This window comes from Shewanella sp. FJAT-51649 (assembly GCF_019457435.1).
GTDB classification, from domain to species: Bacteria; Pseudomonadota; Gammaproteobacteria; order Enterobacterales; family Shewanellaceae; genus Shewanella; species Shewanella mangrovisoli.
Map to the genome: position 1 here is coordinate 2,635,104 of NZ_CP080411.1, position 20,176 is coordinate 2,655,279.

At 49.6% G+C, this 20,176-nt stretch carries 13 protein-coding genes; 11 read left to right on the top strand and 2 right to left on the bottom strand.

Annotation, left to right across the window (positions count from 1 at the left end):
- Window positions 1-31: 31 nt before the first annotated feature.
- The 7 genes from recC to K0H59_RS11790 all read left to right on the top strand — a co-directional run bounded on the left by recC (window position 32) and on the right by K0H59_RS11790 (window position 13,488).
- Complete coding sequence (gene recC / locus K0H59_RS11760) at window positions 32-3,739, top strand: exodeoxyribonuclease V subunit gamma (protein WP_220053243.1); 3,708 nt, start codon at window positions 32-34, stop codon at window positions 3,737-3,739.
- Window positions 3,739-7,530, top strand: coding sequence for an exodeoxyribonuclease V subunit beta (recB, locus tag K0H59_RS11765; protein ID WP_220053244.1), 3,792 nt, complete (start codon window positions 3,739-3,741; stop codon window positions 7,528-7,530). Before recC ends, recB begins: the two co-directional genes overlap by 1 nt.
- Window positions 7,527-9,632, top strand: coding sequence for an exodeoxyribonuclease V subunit alpha (recD, locus tag K0H59_RS11770; RefSeq protein ID WP_220053245.1), 2,106 nt, complete (start codon window positions 7,527-7,529; stop codon window positions 9,630-9,632). The genes recB and recD overlap by 4 nt, the downstream gene beginning before the upstream one ends.
- A gap of 82 nt (window positions 9,633-9,714) precedes the next feature.
- Window positions 9,715-10,095 (top strand): hypothetical protein, encoded by a 381-nt coding sequence (locus tag K0H59_RS11775; protein WP_041413044.1) that lies wholly within the window; start codon window positions 9,715-9,717, stop codon window positions 10,093-10,095.
- 80 nt (window positions 10,096-10,175) lie between these two features.
- Window positions 10,176-10,838: a class I SAM-dependent methyltransferase gene (locus tag K0H59_RS11780; protein WP_220053246.1), complete on the top strand. Its 663-nt coding sequence runs from the start codon at window positions 10,176-10,178 to the stop codon at window positions 10,836-10,838.
- A gap of 533 nt (window positions 10,839-11,371) precedes the next feature.
- Window positions 11,372-12,679, top strand: a complete 1,308-nt coding sequence (locus K0H59_RS21340; protein ID WP_220053247.1) for a PAS domain-containing methyl-accepting chemotaxis protein — start codon at window positions 11,372-11,374, stop codon at window positions 12,677-12,679.
- 170 nt (window positions 12,680-12,849) lie between these two features.
- Complete coding sequence (locus tag K0H59_RS11790; RefSeq protein ID WP_088211657.1) at window positions 12,850-13,488, top strand: PolC-type DNA polymerase III; 639 nt, start codon at window positions 12,850-12,852, stop codon at window positions 13,486-13,488.
- Between the two features lie 104 nt (window positions 13,489-13,592).
- Here K0H59_RS11790 and K0H59_RS11795 read toward each other — a convergent pair whose 3' ends face one another.
- Together K0H59_RS11795 and K0H59_RS11800 are read right to left on the bottom strand one after the other, a co-directional pair.
- The gene (locus tag K0H59_RS11795; protein WP_220053248.1) at window positions 13,593-14,633 is read right to left on the bottom strand and encodes a LacI family DNA-binding transcriptional regulator; all 1,041 of its coding nucleotides are present in this window, start codon (window positions 14,631-14,633) and stop codon (window positions 13,593-13,595) included.
- Window positions 14,634-14,849: 216 nt separating this feature from the next.
- Window positions 14,850-15,566, bottom strand: a complete 717-nt coding sequence (locus K0H59_RS11800) for a DUF3334 family protein (RefSeq protein ID WP_220053249.1) — start codon at window positions 15,564-15,566, stop codon at window positions 14,850-14,852.
- Window positions 15,567-15,915: 349 nt separating this feature from the next.
- Here K0H59_RS11800 and K0H59_RS11805 point away from each other — a divergent pair, with 349 nt between their 5' ends.
- From K0H59_RS11805 to ptsP, 4 genes are all read left to right on the top strand, one after another.
- Window positions 15,916-17,553: a methyl-accepting chemotaxis protein gene (locus K0H59_RS11805; RefSeq protein WP_220053250.1), complete on the top strand. Its 1,638-nt coding sequence runs from the start codon at window positions 15,916-15,918 to the stop codon at window positions 17,551-17,553.
- A 165-nt stretch (window positions 17,554-17,718) separates the two neighbouring features.
- Window positions 17,719-18,114: an ACT domain-containing protein gene (locus K0H59_RS11810; RefSeq protein ID WP_220053251.1), complete on the top strand. Its 396-nt coding sequence runs from the start codon at window positions 17,719-17,721 to the stop codon at window positions 18,112-18,114.
- Between the two features lie 23 nt (window positions 18,115-18,137).
- On the top strand, window positions 18,138-18,395 hold the full coding sequence (locus K0H59_RS11815; RefSeq protein ID WP_011717205.1) for an HPr family phosphocarrier protein: 258 nt from the start codon (window positions 18,138-18,140) through the stop codon (window positions 18,393-18,395).
- 32 nt (window positions 18,396-18,427) lie between these two features.
- Window positions 18,428-20,131: a phosphoenolpyruvate--protein phosphotransferase gene (ptsP, locus tag K0H59_RS11820; protein WP_220053252.1), complete on the top strand. Its 1,704-nt coding sequence runs from the start codon at window positions 18,428-18,430 to the stop codon at window positions 20,129-20,131.
- Window positions 20,132-20,176: the final 45 nt, after the last annotated feature.

The window sequence follows — 20,176 nt, forward strand, 5'->3', positions numbered from 1 at the left end:
CATAACAGCAATCCCAAATTGTGAGTCGAATATGCTGAAGTTAATCCAATCCAATCAAATGGAAGTGCTCTGTGCCCATCTTGCCGCGTATTTGCGTCAGCCGCTACCCGGCGCGGCGTTATTGCAAAGTGAGCATATTTTGGTGCAAAGCCCCGGGATGTCGACTTGGTTACGCCTTGAAATTGCAAAACAAAATGGCATCGCCGCCGCGCTGGAGTTTCCGCTACCTTCAAGCTTTATTTGGCAACTTTGCCACGATTTGCTCCCCAATGTCCCTAAGGAAAACGCCTTCACTAAGGCGGTAATGACCTGGAAGCTGATGCAGCTACTGCCGCGGCTACTGGATGAACCTTCCTTTGGGCCACTGCGCCATTATTTGGGCCATACCTTAGATAATGTGGAGTCGAGCGCGGCTGACCTCAATAGCAACCATCAGCTTGACGCCGTAAGTGCCGATGATATTAAGCTTTACCAACTTTGCGGTCGCATCGCCGATATCTTCGACCAATATTTGGTTTACCGCCCCGACTGGATTGCCGCGTGGGAAGCCAATGAACCGCTCGATTCACTCAAATTAAATGAGGAGCAAGGCTGGCAACCCATCCTCTGGCGCGCGCTGATTGCCTACAACCGCGATGAGCTGCGTCAAAGCCACTACCACAGGGCCAATCTACATCAGGATTTAATTACCGCATTGGGCGATAGCGCCAATTCACTCGCAAAATTGCCGCAGCGTTTATTTGTATTTGGGATCTCCTCCATGGCGCCCCAAACCATCGATGTGCTCCACCAGCTCGCGGGCCGCATCGATGTGATTATCTTAAGCCTGAGCCCCTGTCAGCATTATTGGGGCGACATTATCGACCCACGCCATCGGGCGCGTATGGCACTGCAATATGCCGGAAAACGCCAATTAGCCGAACAATGGGAAGATAAACTCGAAGTCGGCAATCCCCTGCTCGCCAACAATGGCAAGATGGGCCGTGAATTACTCGATATGCTGCTTGAGCTGCCTCCAGAACACTGTGATTTTGGGGACGATGTGTACTGCGAGCCCTGCGGTGATCCTAACGATCCCCACGCCAACGCTAGCATGCTGGCCGGGGTGCAATACGATATCTTAGAAATGCAGACACTCGACCGAGTACTCGGGCCGGATGCTGAGCTATATCAAGAGGTCGCAAATCGTCGAGTATTCACAGCCGACGATGATTCGATTCAAATCAAGAGTTGCCACAGCCCGCTTAGGGAAGTCGAAACCCTGCACGATCATTTACTCGATCTGCTGGATAGCGACAACCAACTCACGCCCAAAGACATAGTGGTGATGATGCCGGATGTCGCGGCCTACGCGCCCTATATCGATGCGGTGTTTGCGGCCAAACAGGGACTGGAATATATCCCCTACGCCATTGCCGACCGAGGCGCGGCGCAGGAATCGCCACTCATTAATAGCTTTTTGAATTTACTCAATATTAATCAGAGCCGCTTCGGACTGACCGATATTTTAAGCATTCTCGAAGTGCCAGCCATTTTGCGACGTTTTCAGCTCGAAGAAGACGAGCTGCCACTCATTCGCCGCTGGTTAGATGAAGCCGGCGTGCGTTGGGGCCGCGATGAACAGAGCCGCCTTAAACAGGGCGTGCCCGCCTTCGAGCAAAACTCCTGGGCCTTTGGGATCAAACGCTTAATCTTAGGCTATGCCTTACGGGACGATGCGCCGCTATATCAATCATCCCCGCAGGGAACGCACTATTTAACCGTTGCAGGGGTTGAGGGCCAATCGGCGCAGGCCCTTGGCAAGCTGTTGAATTTTATTGAAGTCCTCGATGAAACCACCCAAGTATTAGCCAAGGCGCAAGCGCCCTCATTGCGATTACTCGAACTCACCGAGCTGTTAAATGCCTTTTACGCCCCCGATGAGGATGAACGTGAGCAGTTGCAGGAAATTCGCGATGCGATTGCCGCCTTAGAGCAAGAGCTGCTTGCCGCAAGCCCTGCCGATATGGGGGCACAGGCCAACGACTTAGATTTAAGCATCGAAGTACTGGCGCTCTGGTTTAATCAACGCTTAACCGAGTCACGTGTCGGCCAACGATACCTCGCGGGCAGCGTGAATTTTTGTACCTTAATGCCGATGCGCTCGATTCCCTTCAAGGTGGTGTGTCTGCTGGGGATGAATGATGGTGTCTATCCTAGGGTGCAACATCCAGTGGGCTTTGACCTGGTGGCCCATTTTGGTGCGCGCAAAGGCGATCGTTCCCGCAGATTAGATGATAGATACCTGTTTTTAGAGGCGTTACTCTCGGCGCGGGAGCAGCTGTACATCAGTTATATTGGCCGTAGCGAACGGGATAACTCGGAGCGTATTCCATCTATGCTGGTCTCCGAGCTAATAGAATATTGCCAGTTATGTTATCTGCCTGAATCCCTTGCAGCACAAGCTTCTACTGTCAATAACGAAGTTGCCCAACTGGCATTACTTGAGGCTATTGTGAGCCATCAGCCGCTGCAACCTTTTGATCCTAAACTGTATCAAGCAGCACTGCCACAAGCCTCCACCTTCCACGGGATAAAACAGAGTTATAGCCAGCAGTGGTGTCCGCCCGATAGCAATAGCCAGTTACAGCATGGCCGATTTATCGAAGCCCATACCCAGATAGTGCTCGAAGATGACGCAATTGGTGACAGTGAGACACAACAGGATATTGAGCCCCTTGGCGAAGCAGAGCATGTCGATATCTCGGCCTTTATTCGCTTCTTTCGCAATCCCGCGCAGTATTTCTTTAATCGTACCCTGAAAGTCGATTTAAACCTGAATATTCAAGCGGATGATAACGATGAGCCCTTTAGTCTTAATGCGTTAGAGCGCTATTTATTACAGGCTCAGCTCCTTGGCGATGCGCTTGAGCAAGGGCAAAACGAGCCCAGTACTGAACTGTTACAACGCCTTAAAGCCAGCGGTAATTTGCCTATGCAGCCCTTTGATGATCTACTGCTGCGCCAATACAGCCATGATATCGCGCCGCTAATCGGTAGAACCCTGTTTATGCGGGGCGATGTCGCTCCCCGCCATGCCGATATTCGGCTCAGATTCGAGTTACCCCTTCAGAATCTAGGGACTCAGTTAAAGGCCAAGCGGGTGATCCTCGAAGGCCGTATCGATGATATCAGCCCTAAAGGATTGGTCACTTGCCGCCCCGGCAGTGCCCATGGGCGGGATATTTTAGCCTTGTATTTGCGTCATTTATGTTTGATGGCCGCCGGAGTGGCTCAACCTAGCTACCTGCAACCTAGCTATCTGCTGGATATGGGGCATTTTCATGCCCTCGCGCCCATTACGCCAGAGCTTGCCCATGCGCAGCTTGCCAACTTATTACAGCTTTTTTATCAGGGCCAAATTCATCCCCTGTGTTTTATGCCAAGAACCTCCCTCGCCTATGCCAGCGCTGAGGCGCATGAAGCGGAAGACTTGCACACAAGCACAGATCCGCACAAAGCCCGGCTCGAAGCGGCACAGAGCGAATGGCTGGACGAGCAAGGTGAACTTGGCGAAGGCACAGATCCCCATTATCAGCGGCTGTTTCATTTTCCCGATGACTTTACCGAGGCACATTTTGGCAAACTCGCCGATGACATCTATCGCCCTATGTTGAGCCTGTACCATAAGGATACCCTCGCCCAACTCGAGGAATTTGCCCTGAATGAAGCCCCAACCGCCACAGAGGGAGCGCACTGATGACTAAGGTATCACCCGCTTTGCCGTTAGATCCGCTCGCCCTGCCATTTGGCGGCAGTCGCTTAATCGAGGCCAGTGCGGGCACGGGTAAAACCTATACCATTTCAGGCCTGTATCTCAGATTACTGCTTGGGGATGGCTTAAGCGAACCGCTCAATTGTGAACAAATTCTGGTCGTAACCTTTACCAATGCCGCCACAGAGGAACTGAGGGACAGGATTCGCCGCCGCATTCAGGTTGCCTTTAAGTGTTTCTTAGGGCTTGAGATTAACGATCCTTTTGTGCAGGCGCTGTACGATAAGACCCCTGAAGCCGAGCGCGCTATCGCCCTGAGACGCTTCGACTTGGCGCTCAAATCCCTCGACGAAGCGGCGATTTTTACCATTCACGGTTTTTGCCAGCGGATCTTGGCCGATCTCGCCTTCGAATCATCATTGCTGTTCGAGTCGGATTTCACCTTAGACGACAGCGAATTTTTACACCATGCGGTGCGGGACTTTTGGCGTGAGGCCTGCTATCCGCTACCTGAGTATTTAGCCCAAATCATTGCCAGCGAATTTGGCGATCCCGACGGATTAGTCAAGCAGTTGAGAGCCTTGCTCGGTGCCAGTGAGGCCAAACCGTTAAAACCAGTGCAGCCCTTTGCTCGTTTGGCAGAGTCCTTAAGCCAGAGTGTGCAGCGCTTTAAACTCGCCTGGCCGCGTGGCCGCGACGCGCTGTTAGAGTTACTTCATAGCCTGCCACTTAACGGCCAACGTTTTGGTAAAGCAAGCGACAATTACCCTAAACTGGCGGAAATGTTCGACCAGCTGGATAACTTCCTAGCCTTTGGTCACGGCTTACCGCCGCTCAAAGTGCTCGAATCCCTATCGCTATCCGAGCTTAAGCTGAATAAAGGCGGCGTGCTCCCAAGTGCGAGCGAAGCGCCACTACTTGACCATATGGAGCAGTTAGCCGCGCTGATTAACGCGATAAAACCCGCATTTCTTTACAGCGCCAAACAAGGGATCAGCGAGCGCTTTGCCAAGCAAAAACAGCAGAAAAATGTGCTGACACCCGATGATCTGCTCACCACCTTGGCAGCGGCGATGCAGGCCAATCCCGACACTTTACCTAAGGCGGTGGCGAATCGCTTCCCCGTGGCACTTATCGATGAGTTCCAAGATACGGATCCACTGCAATTTGCTATTTTCTCAGGGATTTATCAAACCCGTTTGGGGATTGAAGCTCAAGGTTCGACGGCGGCTGAACTTAAGCCTCGCACGGATAGCAAATTAAGCCTGCTGATGATTGGTGACCCTAAACAGGCGATTTATGCCTTCCGCGGCGCCGATATTTACACTTATATCGAGGCGCGCAGACAAACCGAGGCGCACTATTTCCTCGATACTAACTATCGCTCGAGTCGCAATCTGGTGGCCGGAGTAAATCATTTATTTGCCCAGCATTCGGATCCTTTTATCAGCCAATCGATTCCCTTCGATCCAGTAAAGACGCCAGCCAGTGCGGCGGCCAAACAACTCGTTGAGCATGCGCCCAATAGTGCCGCACTGCGGTTAAAACTCTTGAGTGAAGGCGAAACTGGGCTCAATAAGGCCAGTGCTCGGCAAACCTTGGCCGAAGACACCGCCGCCGAAATAACCCGTTTGCTGACGCAGGCCGCCAATGGTCAATGCCGTACGCCCAAAGGGCCATTAATTGCTAAAGATATCGCCATCTTAGTGCGCGATAGAAACGAAGCGGCCGTGATGAAAACCGCGCTGAGCAAGCGCCAGATTGGCGCCGTCTTTTTAAGTCGCGACAGCGTATTTGAAACCGTCGAAGCGCGGGAAATGGCGCTCATTCTGCGCGCCTTGGCCAGTCCCAAGGACGAGCGTGCCCTGCGTAGCGCCCTTGCGACCGCCCTGCTTGGTTATCGCGCCGAGCAAATCCATGCCTTTAACCAAGATGAAGAGCAGCGCCAAAAACTGCTAGAGCAGTTTTTTGAGCTGCACCAGATCTGGCAAAAACGCGGCATTATGCCGGCGCTGCTTAGCCTAGCCAATGCCACCCAGATGGTTGCGCGTCTGCTGCATTCCCCTGTTCCGACAAGCATTGACCAAGCGGAGCAAGATGCTGCCGCTCATCTTGAGGCGAGCAATGGCGAACGTCGACTCACGGATTTTCGCCACTTAGCCGAGCTGTTACAGCAAAAGGCGACTGAAATCGATGGGATCAGTGCCCTGCTCAACTGGTATGAGCAACAACTGATTGATAACACAGGGACAGATGAACAGCAGCTGCGCCTTGAAAGCGAGCAAAACTTAGTGCAAATCGTCACCATCCATAAGAGTAAGGGGCTGGAATACCCAGTGTGCTTTGTGCCCTTTGTCAGCCTTGCGCGGGACAATCGCCGCCGCCCGACGCCCATGCTCTACCACAGAACCAATGCCGATGGCGCGCAGGAGCTGGTGTGGGATTTAGAAGGCACGGATGAAGGTTGGGAACAGGCAAAGCAGGAAACCTTAGCCGAAGATCTGCGTCTGCTCTATGTGGCGCTCACCCGCCCCGTGTACCTGTGTTATTTGTACATCGCCAACCATAGCCGCATGTTAAAGGCGGGGCTTAAAAGCCAGCTGCATGAAACCGCCATCGGTTATCTGCTTGGGATCACTGACACTGATTGTGATTTTTCGCGCCTACAAAATGCCGCCAAGGCGCTGGTCGCGGGTCTCGAATCGAGTCAACCTGCGATCAGCATTGAGGTAGTGGCCGACGACATTGCGGCTAATAAACTGCATACGGGGGGAAGTGATTCTCATACCTTGAGTGCCCGCAAGGTCAGCCGTCAGTATCGCACCCCATGGCGCGTCGGCAGTTATTCTGGCTTAGTTAAAAATGCGCCCCACGCTAAAGCCACTCCCGGCGCCGATGATGAAGTGAATGCCGTATTGGGTACCGATACAGCAAATAGCGCAATTGATCCCTTGTGGCAAGAAGCTTTGTGGCAAGGAGTTGAACCGCAAGCACAACCTCTGCTCAATCGCTTTAGTTTTGAGCGCGGCGCCAACGCGGGTAGCTTTATGCACTTAGTGCTTGAGTTAATTGATTTTACCCAAGCTCAAATCGACTTACCCCGAGAGCTACCTAAGGCCATGTTGCAATACGGCATTGCCCCCGAATGGCAGCCCGTATTAGAGGATTGGTATCTTGAGGTATTGCAAGCTCCGCTGGCATTAATGGCGCAGGATAATCAGCTTATTAATCCCGAGCTGTGTTTAGCCGCACTCGCGCCGCAGCACACCTTAGTTGAGATGGAGTTTTACCTGCCCCTGAATCGCTTAAAGGATAGTGATCTTAACCAACTCCTTGGGCAATTTGGCTATGACACCGAGCTGCAGTTTGATGAATTACAGGGCATGCTCAAGGGCTTCATCGACTTAACCTTTGAATATCAAGGCAAGTTTTATATTGCCGACTATAAGTCGAACCATCTGGGGGATAATATTCAAGCCTATCATCATAGCGCGCTGAAACAGGCGATTGGCGATCATAGGTATGATTTGCAATATATTCTCTACTCCCTTGCGCTGCACCGTTATTTAGCGATGCGCTTGCCCAATTATGATTACGATACCCATATCGGCGGCTGTTATTATTTGTTTTTACGGGGAATGTCGGTGCAACATCCTGGCTTTGGTATTTATTACGATAAACCGCCCAAGGCGCTTATTTTGGCCTTAGATGCGTTGTTTCAGCGCAGCCTAGAGACAAGCACAGTGAATCAACAGGATACGGGAGCAATGGCATGAACCACAGCACCGAACTGACGCCCCCAAAAGTATCACCCCAATGGGTTGACGTTGGCGCACTCAGACTCAAGGCGCCGCTCGCAGAGCTACTCAAATACTGGGAAAAGGAGCGGCTGATCACCCCGCTGGATCGCCATTTTGCCCTCGAGATGGCAAGGCTTCATCCTAATGATGCCCAAGAGCCATTGTTTATGCTGCTGTGCGCCCTGTTAAGCCAACAGCTCTCGGCCCAACATACCTGCCTAGTGCTCGAGCATATAGTGCCAGCCAATCCGATGGCTGAGCCGGTTAACCACTGCCAAATCCGTTTGAGCCTGCCAGAGCTGATTGCAAGGCTGCAAAATTTTGAGGCCGTTGGCGAACCTCACAGCAATAAGCCACTGATTTTTGATGGCGGTCGACTCTATCTTGAGCGTTATCATCATTTCGAAACCGAGGTTGCCATCGCCCTGACAAGGCTATCATTGAGTCAGCCCGCCAACAGCAATGATAAAGATTCAGACGCGCCGCTACGCAGGCAGCTCGATTACTTATTTCCAATCGCCGCATCTTCCCATGCAACCACAACCCTTGAGCCTCATATCGACTGGCAAAAGGTGGCGACGGCAACGGCGCTCGGCAAGAAGCTTGCGGTGATCACCGGCGGCCCTGGTACAGGCAAAACCACCACAGTGACTAAGTTACTGTTGCTACAGCAATTAGGTTCACCAAAACAGATAAGACTCGTCGCCCCGACAGGTAAGGCCGCCGCCCGTTTAAGTGAATCGATAAAGGCCTCGAAAGCAAGACTCGAGCAGGAACTCAAACAGGCTCAAGCGACAAACGAACAAGTACAAAGTCACGAAACCCAAGCGCTGTTAGCCGCGCTCAAGCAAGTGCCGGAAGAGGCATCAACCTTACATCGTCTGCTGGGGGTTATCCCCAATTCGGCGCAGTTTCGTCACCATCAGGGCAATCCCCTGCGGCTAGATCTCTTGATTGTCGATGAAGCCTCAATGGTCGATTTGCCTATGATGTATAAGCTGCTCACGGCCCTCCCCGAACAGGCGGGGCTGATACTGCTGGGGGATCAAGACCAACTCGCCTCGGTTGAAGCAGGCGCCGTGCTAGCCGATATTTGCGCAGGGCTAAAATACGAGTCGGAGCAACACTCTGAATGGCGAATGCGTTATAGCCAAGCTCAGGCCGAACAATTGAGCAAGCTCACCGGCTTTGACTTACGCGCCTATATTCACCGCGAGCCAAAGATTGGCGACAGTTTGTGTATGTTGACCCACAGCCACAGATTTAAGGGCGATGCGGGCATTGGCCTATTAGCCAGTGCGGTAAATCACTCCGATCTGGCGGGGATTTTGGCCGTATGGCAACGGGGACTGGCCGAGCTTACTTGGCTAGAACACAGTATGGATCTGAGCCAGACCCAAGCCAAAATCAGCGAGCCTGCAAACAACAGCGGACTTCATGCCCAGCTAACACAGGCCTGTGAGCAATACGCCGAGTATTTACGTCCGCTGCAAATTTCAGATCCAAGCAGGGTGCCAAGCGCCATCGAAGCCATTGCCCGCTTTAACCAGTATCGCATCCTGTGTGCCATGCGCAGTGGCGATTATGGTGTCGAAGGTATCAATCAAGCCGTGACTAAGGCGCTGTCTCAAGCCAAGCTGATCCATCCGCAGCAAGAGTTTTACCTCGGCAGGCCGATTATTATCCAAAGCAACGACTATAACTTGGGCTTGTTTAACGGTGATATTGGCTTGATTTTGCAGGATGAAGACAGGCCAGAGCGACTGATGGCCCACTTTATCAAAGCCGATGGCAAACTGCTTAAAGTGCTCCCGGCAAGGCTGCCTAGCCATGAAACCAGCTACGCCATGACGGTACATAAAAGTCAGGGCAGTGAATTTAATCGAGTAGCCCTCGTACTTCCGCCAAATCCGAGCCTAGTACAGTGGCAATTGCTCACCAAGGAGCTAGTCTACACTGCGATTACCCGTGCAAAACAACACTTTAGCTGTTTAGGCACACAGCAAGTTTTCGAGCGAGCAAGCCAACAAGCCACCCAGCGGGCCTCAGGTTTAGCCGATAGGCTCTGGCGCGATTAAGTGATAACGAATGAATAGTTAACCTATTGATTAAAATTAAGAATAAACAAGTAAAAGGATCTTAAGATTGACGGAACAAGCCATGATCAAACTGCACCAGATGCAAGATGTCATCAATTTATTTGATGGCATTAAAGCTGAGGCGCAATTACCCGCACAATGCTACGAATGCTCACGTTACATTCGTTGGTCTGAATTTGAGGCAATGCAAGTATACGAGCTTGATTTTGAACCTTATTTAACCGTTGCAGCAAACTGTGATATGCGTTTTTTTACCCTGTATCAGAGTCAGCACCGCTTATATCTTGCCCATTGCAACTATGCTGGTCACGCGCCGCGATGGGAAGCTCGCCCCATCACCTTGTCGCAACTGACGGATACCGCTTTAATGACGAGGCTGATGCAAGAACACGCCTATCAGTTAGGGCTCAATATCAAGCTCGATTTGGATTATCCCGTCTAGTCTCACTTTGTTGGGCTGAAATGCATTGTACTAGACTGGTTATCATCGAAGTCTTTGGTCACTGATAAAGGAAGCAAGGTTTGAAGTCGCAAGTAAAAGATAACTATCAAATTACAGTGGCGACCTTTGATAAACATGCCAAACAGTATCAGGACAAATATCTGGAATTTGCCCCATACACCCAAACCTATGATTGCCTGCTGAGCTATCTCACCGAACATAGTCGCCTACTCGATATCAGTTGTGGGCCAGGCGGTATCAGCCGCTATCTGGTTGCGAAGGAACCTAAATTAACGGTTTTTGGTATCGACCTCGCCCCGCAAATGATTGCGCTCGCGAAACAAAATGTCCCCTCGGGTCACTTTGAGATCATGGACTGCCGTCATCTTCATAAGCTTATTGACCGAAAAATGCCGCCGTTTGATCTTATCGCCAGCGGCTTTGCGCTGCCTTACTTATCCCAAACGGATCTGGTCGCGTTTTTTGCGCATCTTCGCGCCCTGATTGCGCCGCAGGGCATAGTGTATCTGAGCACCATGGAGGGTGAAGATAGCCGTTCTGGTTTACAAACTGGTAGCACTGGCGACAGTGTCTATGTGCATTACCATCAATATGATTTTATTGAACAACAACTTGTAGCCAATGGTTTTCAGATACGAGATGTCAAGCGCCAGCCCTTTCCAACACCAGAGGGAACAACGGCTACAACGGATCTCTTTATTCTGGCGCAAGCGGGTGCTTAGCATAAGTAGCCCTAAACCTAGCAAACACTTAACCCATTGCAATCATTAATCATTCACTCACAACCGCCCTATTAACCGATAAGGCCAATCAATATTGCGTTAATCATCTATCGGTAAAAATGCTTTACCTTTGCGTTTAACCGCAGCCCTTTACTGCACAAAATAACATCACTTAGTTAGCTACAAAGCGTAAGAACCTATCCAATCAAGGCACAGTTTGTTTCTCTTTGTCGATCATGGGTAGATTTTTTGCTTATAAACTCGGCAAATAGGAGCATGACAGACTAGGCTTTTGTTGAAAGCCAATTCGGAGCGACTAAATAGCACACTAAACAATCAGCTAAAAATATAATGAATATCAGATGGATATAAAGAACATCATACTATATGTTAATAATAGGTTAATTCGACAACGCGTCTAAACCTCACTCCTACATATAGGTTTGATGAACCTGTGGTGTATAAGCAGATAGCACAGTGCCGTTGTGATGCTTTCTTGTTAATAACCAAATGATTAATAAAGGAATGACATTATGTTTTGGTGGAAAGTTAAATCAAATAACAGGGATGCGAACAACCATTTATCAGGTTTTACTGCAGCCGAAACGCTTGAGAATGAACTGGCGGCGATTCGTGCCTACACCGCCTATATTTGTTTCACACCTAAGGGTGAAATCATTGAAGCCAATGATATTTTCTTAGATGTCATGGGTTACAGTGCCAATGAAATTCTTGGTAAACACCATAGAATGTTTTGTACGACACAATACTCGGGCTCGCAGGAATATCAAAAGTTTTGGCAGGAACTTGCTGTAGGCAATGCGTTTACGGGGACATTCCAACGTTTAAAGAAAAACCACATCCCAGTTTATGTCGAGGCCAGTTATTTCCCCGTAAAAAACAGTGCGGGTGACGTCGTGAAAATCATCAAAATCGCCAATGATGTCACGGCGTCACAACTTAACCTCATTGCTAAAAATGCCATTCTCGATGCCCTCGATCGCTCCCAAGCCGTTATTGAGTTTTTACCCGATGGCACAGTGATCACCGCGAATCAAAACTTCTTGGATATCATGCATTACCGTTTAGATGAAATCCAAGGTAAGCACCATAAGATGTTCTGCGACAACGAGTTTTACCGTATTAGACCCGACTTTTGGAAACGACTCGCCGCAGGCGAACACTTCACCGGACGCTTTAAACGCATCGATGCACATAACAATGTGATTTGGCTTGAAGCTACCTACAATCCGATCCGTGATGCATCAAATAAGGTGTATAAGATCGTAAAGTTTGCTTCGGATATCTCCCATAGAGTCAATACCGCCCTTCAAGCGGTGGACATGGCGGCGGCGACGTCAGAGCAAACCTCACAAATCACCACAAATGCGGTGCAAGTGCTGAACGAAGCCGTCTGTACTTCGCATCAAATTGCCGAACAAGTTAAAAATGCCTCGAATATTGGTGGTGAGCTACTCGTACAATCAAAAAATATCAACGACATAGTGATCACCATCCGTGGCATTGCAGAACAAACCAATTTACTCGCTCTCAATGCGGCGATTGAGGCAGCAAGAGCGGGCGATCTTGGGCGAGGTTTTGCTGTCGTAGCAGATGAGGTCAGAAAGTTAGCCTCTCGCACCTCCACGGCGACCAGCGAAATCGCGAATGTGGTTCAGCAAAATACCGACCTTATCAAAAACATCGATCATCAACTGAGCAACATCACCAATGTGGCATTGCATGGGGAGGACAGTATCAATCATGTCGCCGCCGGCCTTGCCGATGTCGGCAATGGTGTCAGCCAATTTGTCGCTATGGTTGAGCAGTTGAGGCCCTAATCAGCGGTAATGAACCTTAGAGTACACTGAATTTACAATAGGTTAGCATCAGTGAATAGCAATATTCTTTTGCTGTTGATGGATAAAACCGTGCGAACTCGCGCCATGACTCTGTTACAATGCCAACGTATGAATGTCCTCTGCGACTTACGTTGATATGTGTGGAGCCTATGTCTAAAACGCCAACCTATTCGCCTGCCAATACTGTGGTCGTACTCGATTTTGAAACTTCTGGGCTTTCGCCCAATCAAGGGGCACGTGCCATTGAAATTGGCGCAGTATTAATTGAGCAAGGGCAAATTACCGCGCGCTTTTCTGAATTAATGAATCCGGGGTTTCGGATAAACAGCTTTATTGAAGATTACACAGGGATCAGCAATCAGATGCTCGCCCATGCAGCGCCCTGTGCAGAAGTCATGGTCCGCTTTGCTGAGTTTATCGGTAAACATCATTTAGTTGCCCACAATGCCACCTTCGATCAACGCTTTCTCGATGCCGAGTTTTCCCAGATAGGTCATCAATATCCCGGCCAATTTGGTTGCTCGTTACTACTGGCAAGGCGCTTATATCCTGAGGCCATTAATCATCAACTCGCGACCTTAGTTCGCCACAAACAGCTACCGACTAACGGTACTTATCACCGCGCCTTGGCAGATGCAGAAATGACCGGACATTTATGGCTGCGCATGCTGGCCGATCTTAAACAAGGGTATGCGATTACTGAGCCGCCCTTTAGCCTGATGCAGAAAATTATGGCGAAGACAAAGGCCGAGGTGCCTAAGTTTTTACGCCAGTACGCCAGAGGTTAGCCCTATTTTAGGTCCTCCACCAGGCAGGATGAGTATAATCATCAATAAAAAAGCCGAGTGTTATCAATCACTCGGCTTAATGATTCGATCAAAATAGATACGACTTAAGTAAGCGGCGTACAGTCAATCCCGCAGGAGCTACGTACCACTAACGTCGTTGGGATCAACTGCGGACTCACCGCTTGACCACGAATAAGCTTGAGTAGGCTTTCCACTAAAATCTCCCCCGCTAACTGAGTATTTTGCTTAATAGTGGTTAGCGGCGGATTGGCAAAGCTCGCCACGGGAATATCATCGTACCCGACGACTGCGACTTGCTCGGGCACTAAAATCCCCTTCTCTTTTAAGGCGCGGATCGCACCTATGGCGATTAAATCACTGGCGGCAAAAATCGCGTCGAAATTCAATCCTTTATCGAGCAACTCCAAAGTAGCATAGTAACCCGCCCCCTCAGTGCTAATCGCCGAAATCTGCCGACGAGGATCGACAGTCAGCCCAGCGGTTTGCAGTGCTTTGACATGGCCTAAATATCTGTCCCTAAACTCAGGGCAATGACTCGATGCCCCGCCCAGGAATGCAAAATCCTTACGGCCGAGGGAAATTAAATGCTCAGTGGCAATTAGGCCGCCTTGATGATTATCGCAGCCGATGGATAACACGGCTTTATTGTTATGCTCGGCGCCCCAAATCACAAAATGGGTGTTCTGTGCCAGCAACTTTTCGAGCTTTTGCTCGTAATCCATGTAGTCGCCGTACCCCAGCAAGATAATCCCATCGGCTTTATTGCTATCTTCATAATCGGCATGCCAATCACTGGAAAGCTGTTGAAATGACACGAGTAAATCATAACCTTGTTGCGCCGTCGCCCGCGTGATTGAGCCTAACATCGACAGGAAAAAGGGGTTGATCAGTGAATCATCATTGGTGGGATCTTCACACAACAACAGGGCTAAGGTGTGGCTATTTTGGGTGCGTAGATTACTGGCGTTTTTATCGACTTTGTAGTTGAGTTCTTTCGCAATCGCTTGGATCCGTTGACGGGTTTCTAAATTGACTAACGGACTATTTCTCAAGGCTCGGGAAACCGTAGACTGGGATACACCAGCACGATAAGCAATATCAATAGAGGTCGCTTTCGATGCCATAGCAAGGTCACCATAATTATTATTTTGAGGCGATACTAAAACAGTTCGAATGACTTGTATAGCCGAAGGGTTTACAACTGACTAACAAGTTAGCAGGGATGAAAACCTTGATGAAAATGGCTGCAAAGCTTGTACAACAAACGCCCTCACCCATGCTAACAAAGCAGTGTCGATACAACTAAGGCTTATACCGACACCCAACAGCGCTAAATAAAGTTAAATTCCTAACTCATCGAGCAAATCATCGGCATTCGTACTGGCGATGGCGGGTTTATCCGTCATACGGCTCCAGGGTGATGCGGTATCTGGGTGCGAAGACGCATTAGCGCCAAGACCATGTTGTTCGAGCAAGCTGTCAGGGTCGAACTCTTCGTCGAATTCAAACTCATCCAGCTTAATAAACTCGGTCTTATCCATGGCAAATTCGAGGTAGAAAATATGATTATTTTCAGTCTTAAAGGACACGCGTCTGGCGACAGCATCGTCTAAGTTTGCATCGATAGAAATCGTCAACTCTTTGTTTATGGTTAACATTTTAGGCTGACTTTGGCTAATGGAGGTTTGCAGTTCCTTGGAAACCTTATTAATAAAGTCGCCCAAGATTTGGTTCATCAACTCGCCCATCACGTTCCCCACTTCATCGGACGTGTGGGAAAAGGCGAGCTCTTCCTCTGGCATGCCCATATTGAGCATATAGCGACGATAGATTTCGATGGCCGCAGGGGCAGAAAAGTTGATCACCACTAACCCTGAAAAGCCGCCATCAAAAATCGAAAAACAGCCTAGGTCGGGTTTTAAGCGGGTGCGAGTAATGCTTTGCACCATGCCCGCGTGGCCCACATGGCTGGCACTGGTGCTCGATAACACATGGGCGACCGAGTGGCATAACTTCAGTAAAATATCATCCGAAGTCACAATAGTGTTTGTTGTCATAATCCATTCTCAAACTAAACCGATGATTAATCTTGCGCGTAAAAGCATAAAAAATCAAAACCAAAACAATTAATTAGCAGTCTGGCTCTGAAATATTAAGTATATCTAAAGGCTAACTACTTGAATTTCATAAAATACGCGATTCAGTCTAACGTCTTATTCGCCTTGGTGATACACGGATTAGCGATAAAAGCATCAATCAGTCACAGTGCTAAACAATATTCTGCTTAAGATCAAAGAATCCCAATATTCTTAACGTCTTTACACGAAATAAACTCAAGTTTGATTCATTTGATACCGATTCGAAGGTATATTGGACACCATTCTTTTTGCGCCTAAAGGACCCCACATGATCACATTCTTGCGCCGATTCACTATTCTCCAACGACTGATGATGATGTTAGTGATGGCGGCTATAGGTACTGTGTGTTTTGCGAGTTTTTCCATTAAAGAGCAATACAGCAATCTTATTGAGCAAAAGTGGCAACAGATTGATGGCCAGCTCGGCAGCCTCCTCAGTGTAATCGATATTCATCGCCAAGATGCCCTAAGCGGCAAGCTGTCAGAAGCAGAAGCGCAACAAGCGGCGGCAAACCTGATTGACCAAACCCGTTACGCCGGTGTCGGCTACTTTATTGTGATCGATGATAATAATCAGATCCTCGCCCATGGCGAACGCAGCGATCTTATTGGCACATCGGCGCTCAATTTTAAGCTGCAAAATGGCACGAATCCCCTTGCCACTATGTTGCCGATAGCCCGTAAAAACGGCAAAACCATGCTCGAATATCCAATTGCGAATCCCGTGTCGAAGAACATTGAAGATAAGCTGGTCGAAGCCCGTTATTATCCCGAATGGGGCTGGACGCTCATCACTGGTGCCTACTTAAGCGACGTAAAACAAAGTCTTAAAGCCGTGATCATCGATTATCTGATTATCATGTTTTTAATTTCTGTACCGATTTTCGCGTTTTTCCTAGTGCTGAATCACTCCATTACCTCACCGTTAAACGACGCTATCGATGCGCTTGAGGATATCGCCCAAGGCGAAGGCGACCTAAGCCAGCGTTTAAGCACCCAAGGTAAGGATGAAGTGGCGCACCTTGCCCACGCCTTTAACCTGTTTGCCCAGAAAATTGGCGACATGGTGGGTCATTTACAGCCATTGGGCCAGTCCCTCGACAATGATGCCAAGCAGTTAATGCTGGCCGTTGAAGAGTCGAACCAAAGCGCCGAGCATATCCACCGTGAAACCGGCAGCGTAGCCACCGCCGTGAATCAAATGCTTTCGACCACCCATGAGATGGCGAGCAACACCCAGCAGGCTGCCGATGCGGCCAACAGCGTGAAAAATCAGGCGCAGCAAAGCCAAGCGGTAATCGATGATACGGTGCGTGATACCGAAAAACTGGTGCAAGAGCTAAGAGCATCGGAAGTGATCACCCAAAAACTCGGGCAATCCTCGGCACAAATTGGCAGCATCCTCGATGTCATTCGCTCTATTGCCGAGCAAACGAACCTGTTAGCCCTCAATGCCGCCATCGAAGCCGCCCGTGCGGGGAGCCATGGCCGCGGGTTTGCCGTGGTCGCCGATGAAGTGCGCGCACTGGCCAATCGCACCCAAGACTCTACTAACGAAATCCAAAAAATCATCTCGGATATTCAAATGGGCGTGAACTCTGTAATGAAGAGCAATAGCCAAACCCAGACTCAATCCGATGAATTACAAGCCAAAGCCCGCGAAGCGGGTAATGCCATGGCGGCGATTTTGCAGCTTATCGCCCATATCAGCGATATGAACACCCAGCTCGCCAGTGCGACCGAGGAGCAATCGCTGGTGACGGAGGAAATCAACCGCAATATCTGTAATATTTCGGAATTAACCGAAGTCTCAGTCAAAGCTAATGAAGGTAACAGCCGCGCGGCGCAGTCCTTGCAGGATATCAGCCAAGATATGTCACATACCTTAGGCCAATTCAAAATCTAGTTCGCTGGATCAGATAATCAGAGTAACCGCCATCAAAGAGGACGTATTAGAACGTCCTCTTTTAGTTTAAAATACTTCACTCAACTAGGTTGGATGCAATCTAGACGGGTATCCATGCTATAAACTAGGATATGACTTTACCCTATTGCCGATTGAGGAACGCCCATGCGCATGACCTTAGCCGTTCACCCGCGGCAGTATACCATCCACAGTTTTAGCCCTAATGCTCAATTACCTAGCGAAGTCTTTGCCGAAGAAGTGTACTTTATCGGCCGAACCGAGGAAGGTCTGACAGTCGTGGTATCGAGTGAACTTGAGCTCGACAGTTTAGAGCAAGAACCCCATTGGTGCTGTTTTGAAGTCTTAGGCCCGCTGGGATTTTCGATGACAGGCATTTTATCGAAAATATCCGGTACCTTAGCCGATGTGCAGATCAGTATCTTTGCCCTTTCCACCTTCGATACCGACTATATTTTGGTCAAGAAAAATTGTCTCCAAAGCGCCGTTGCCGCCTTAAAAAAGGCGGGTTACAAGATTATTGAGTCGAACGAAGCGCCATAATATTGCTAAAGAGTTAAGCCACTATGTACGAAAAATCTGTCACTATCACCGCAAAACATGGTATTCATACCCGCCCAGCCGCCCTGTTAGTGAAAGAAGCGAAAACCTTCAACTGCGATGTACTAGTTGAATGCAATGGCAAACAGGCCAGTGCCAAAAGCTTATTTAAATTGCAAACATTAGGCCTGTATCATGGCGTCACCGTCAAAGTGTTTGCCGAAGGTGAGCAGGCACAGGAAGCGGTCGAGAAAGTCTCGGAACTGCTCATCACTTTAAGTTAAACGGCATCTTAGCCAGCTTGATAGGAACGAATATGTCGATTACGGGGATCATAGTGTCATCGGGGATTGCCTTCGGACAGGCGCTCCACCTTACCCAGGCCGAACACCACCTCGATTATCGCCCTATTCCCCTATCACGGATCCCGCAGCAACAGAGTAAATTTGTCAAAGCCCTACAGGCACTGCAGCAACAACTCAGCCACAGCCAAACTAAGCTCGACCCACAAGGTGAGAACTATCAGTTAATTGAAGCCGATTTGTTACTGCTTGAAGACGAAGAGCTCATCGACCAAGTGAAGGAAGCGATCCGTACCCTGCAGTTATCAGCCAGTGTTGCGGTCGAGCGGATCTTCGCCCATCAGGCGAATGAGCTTGAATCCTTAGACGATCCCTATCTTGCCAATCGTGCCCAAGATGTACGTTGCCTAGGCCAACGATTAGTTACCGCCATCAACGGACGCTTAGATCAAGGCTTAGCCCAGTTAACTGAGCCGACAATCCTCTTGGCGCAAGATCTCACTCCCGCCGAATTTGCGTTATTACCCAAGGAGCAGATCAGCGGCATAGTGCTCAAAACCGGCGGCTTAACCAGCCATACGGCGATTTTAGCCCGCGCGGCGGGGATCCCCGCCATTCTTAGCTGCCAGTTCGATGCCGAGTTTATTCCCAATGGCACACCATTGGTGCTCGATGCCCTCAGTGGCGAGCTATTTGTTAATCCTGCGCCCGAACAGCAGGCACGCTTAACCGTCACATTGCACCATGAGCAAGCCCGACGTGCCGCCCTGCAAGCGTATCGAGACGTGCCCGCCAAGACCCAAGATGGCCACCTCGTAGGCCTTATGGCCAACGTGGGCAACTTGAACGATATCACCCATGTTGGTGATGTGGGTGCCGATGGTATTGGTCTGTTTCGCACCGAGTTTATGTTGATGCACACCAGTACACTGCCGGATGAAAAAGCGCAATACAATCTGTACTGCGAAGCCTTGCATGCGCTAGGCGGTAAGACCTTTACGATCAGAACCTTAGATATTGGTGCCGATAAAGAGCTGCCCTGCCTCTGCCAGGAGGTCGAGGACAATCCCGCCCTTGGGCTACGCGGAGTTAGATATACCTTGGCGCATCCAGAGCTGTTTAAGACCCAACTCAGGGCGATTTTGCGAGCGGCCAATCATGGCCCCATTCGACTCATGTTTCCCATGGTGAATCAGGTTGAAGAACTCGATCAGATTTTTACCCTCATTGCCGAATGCCAAGATGCCCTCGAAGAGGAAGAAAAAGGCTTCGGTGAACTCAGTTACGGGATAGTGGTCGAAACGCCCGCCGCCGTGATGAATCTTGCCTCCATGCTGCCACGCTTAGATTTTGTGAGCATAGGCACCAATGACTTAACCCAATATGCCATGGCGGCGGATCGCACGAATCCGCAACTGACGCGGGATTACCCTTCCCTGTCACCGGCGATTTTAGGGCTCATCAAGATGACCGTCGAGCAAGCCAAAGCTGCTGGAGTCAAAGTGTCACTCTGTGGCGAACTTGCCAGCTCGCCGCTGATGGTCCCGCTCCTTATCGGCATGGGACTCGATGAACTCAGCGTAAACTTAAGTGCATTGCTGGAGGTGAAGGCCGCAGTTTGCCAAGGGCAATTGACGAAATTTTCTGCGTTAGCGCACACCGCCATGCAACAGAATAGAATTTCAGAACTACAGCAGTGTATAACAAGCTATAAATAATACATTTTATTGGTTATGCTGCTTTACAGACTAAAAAGATAACAA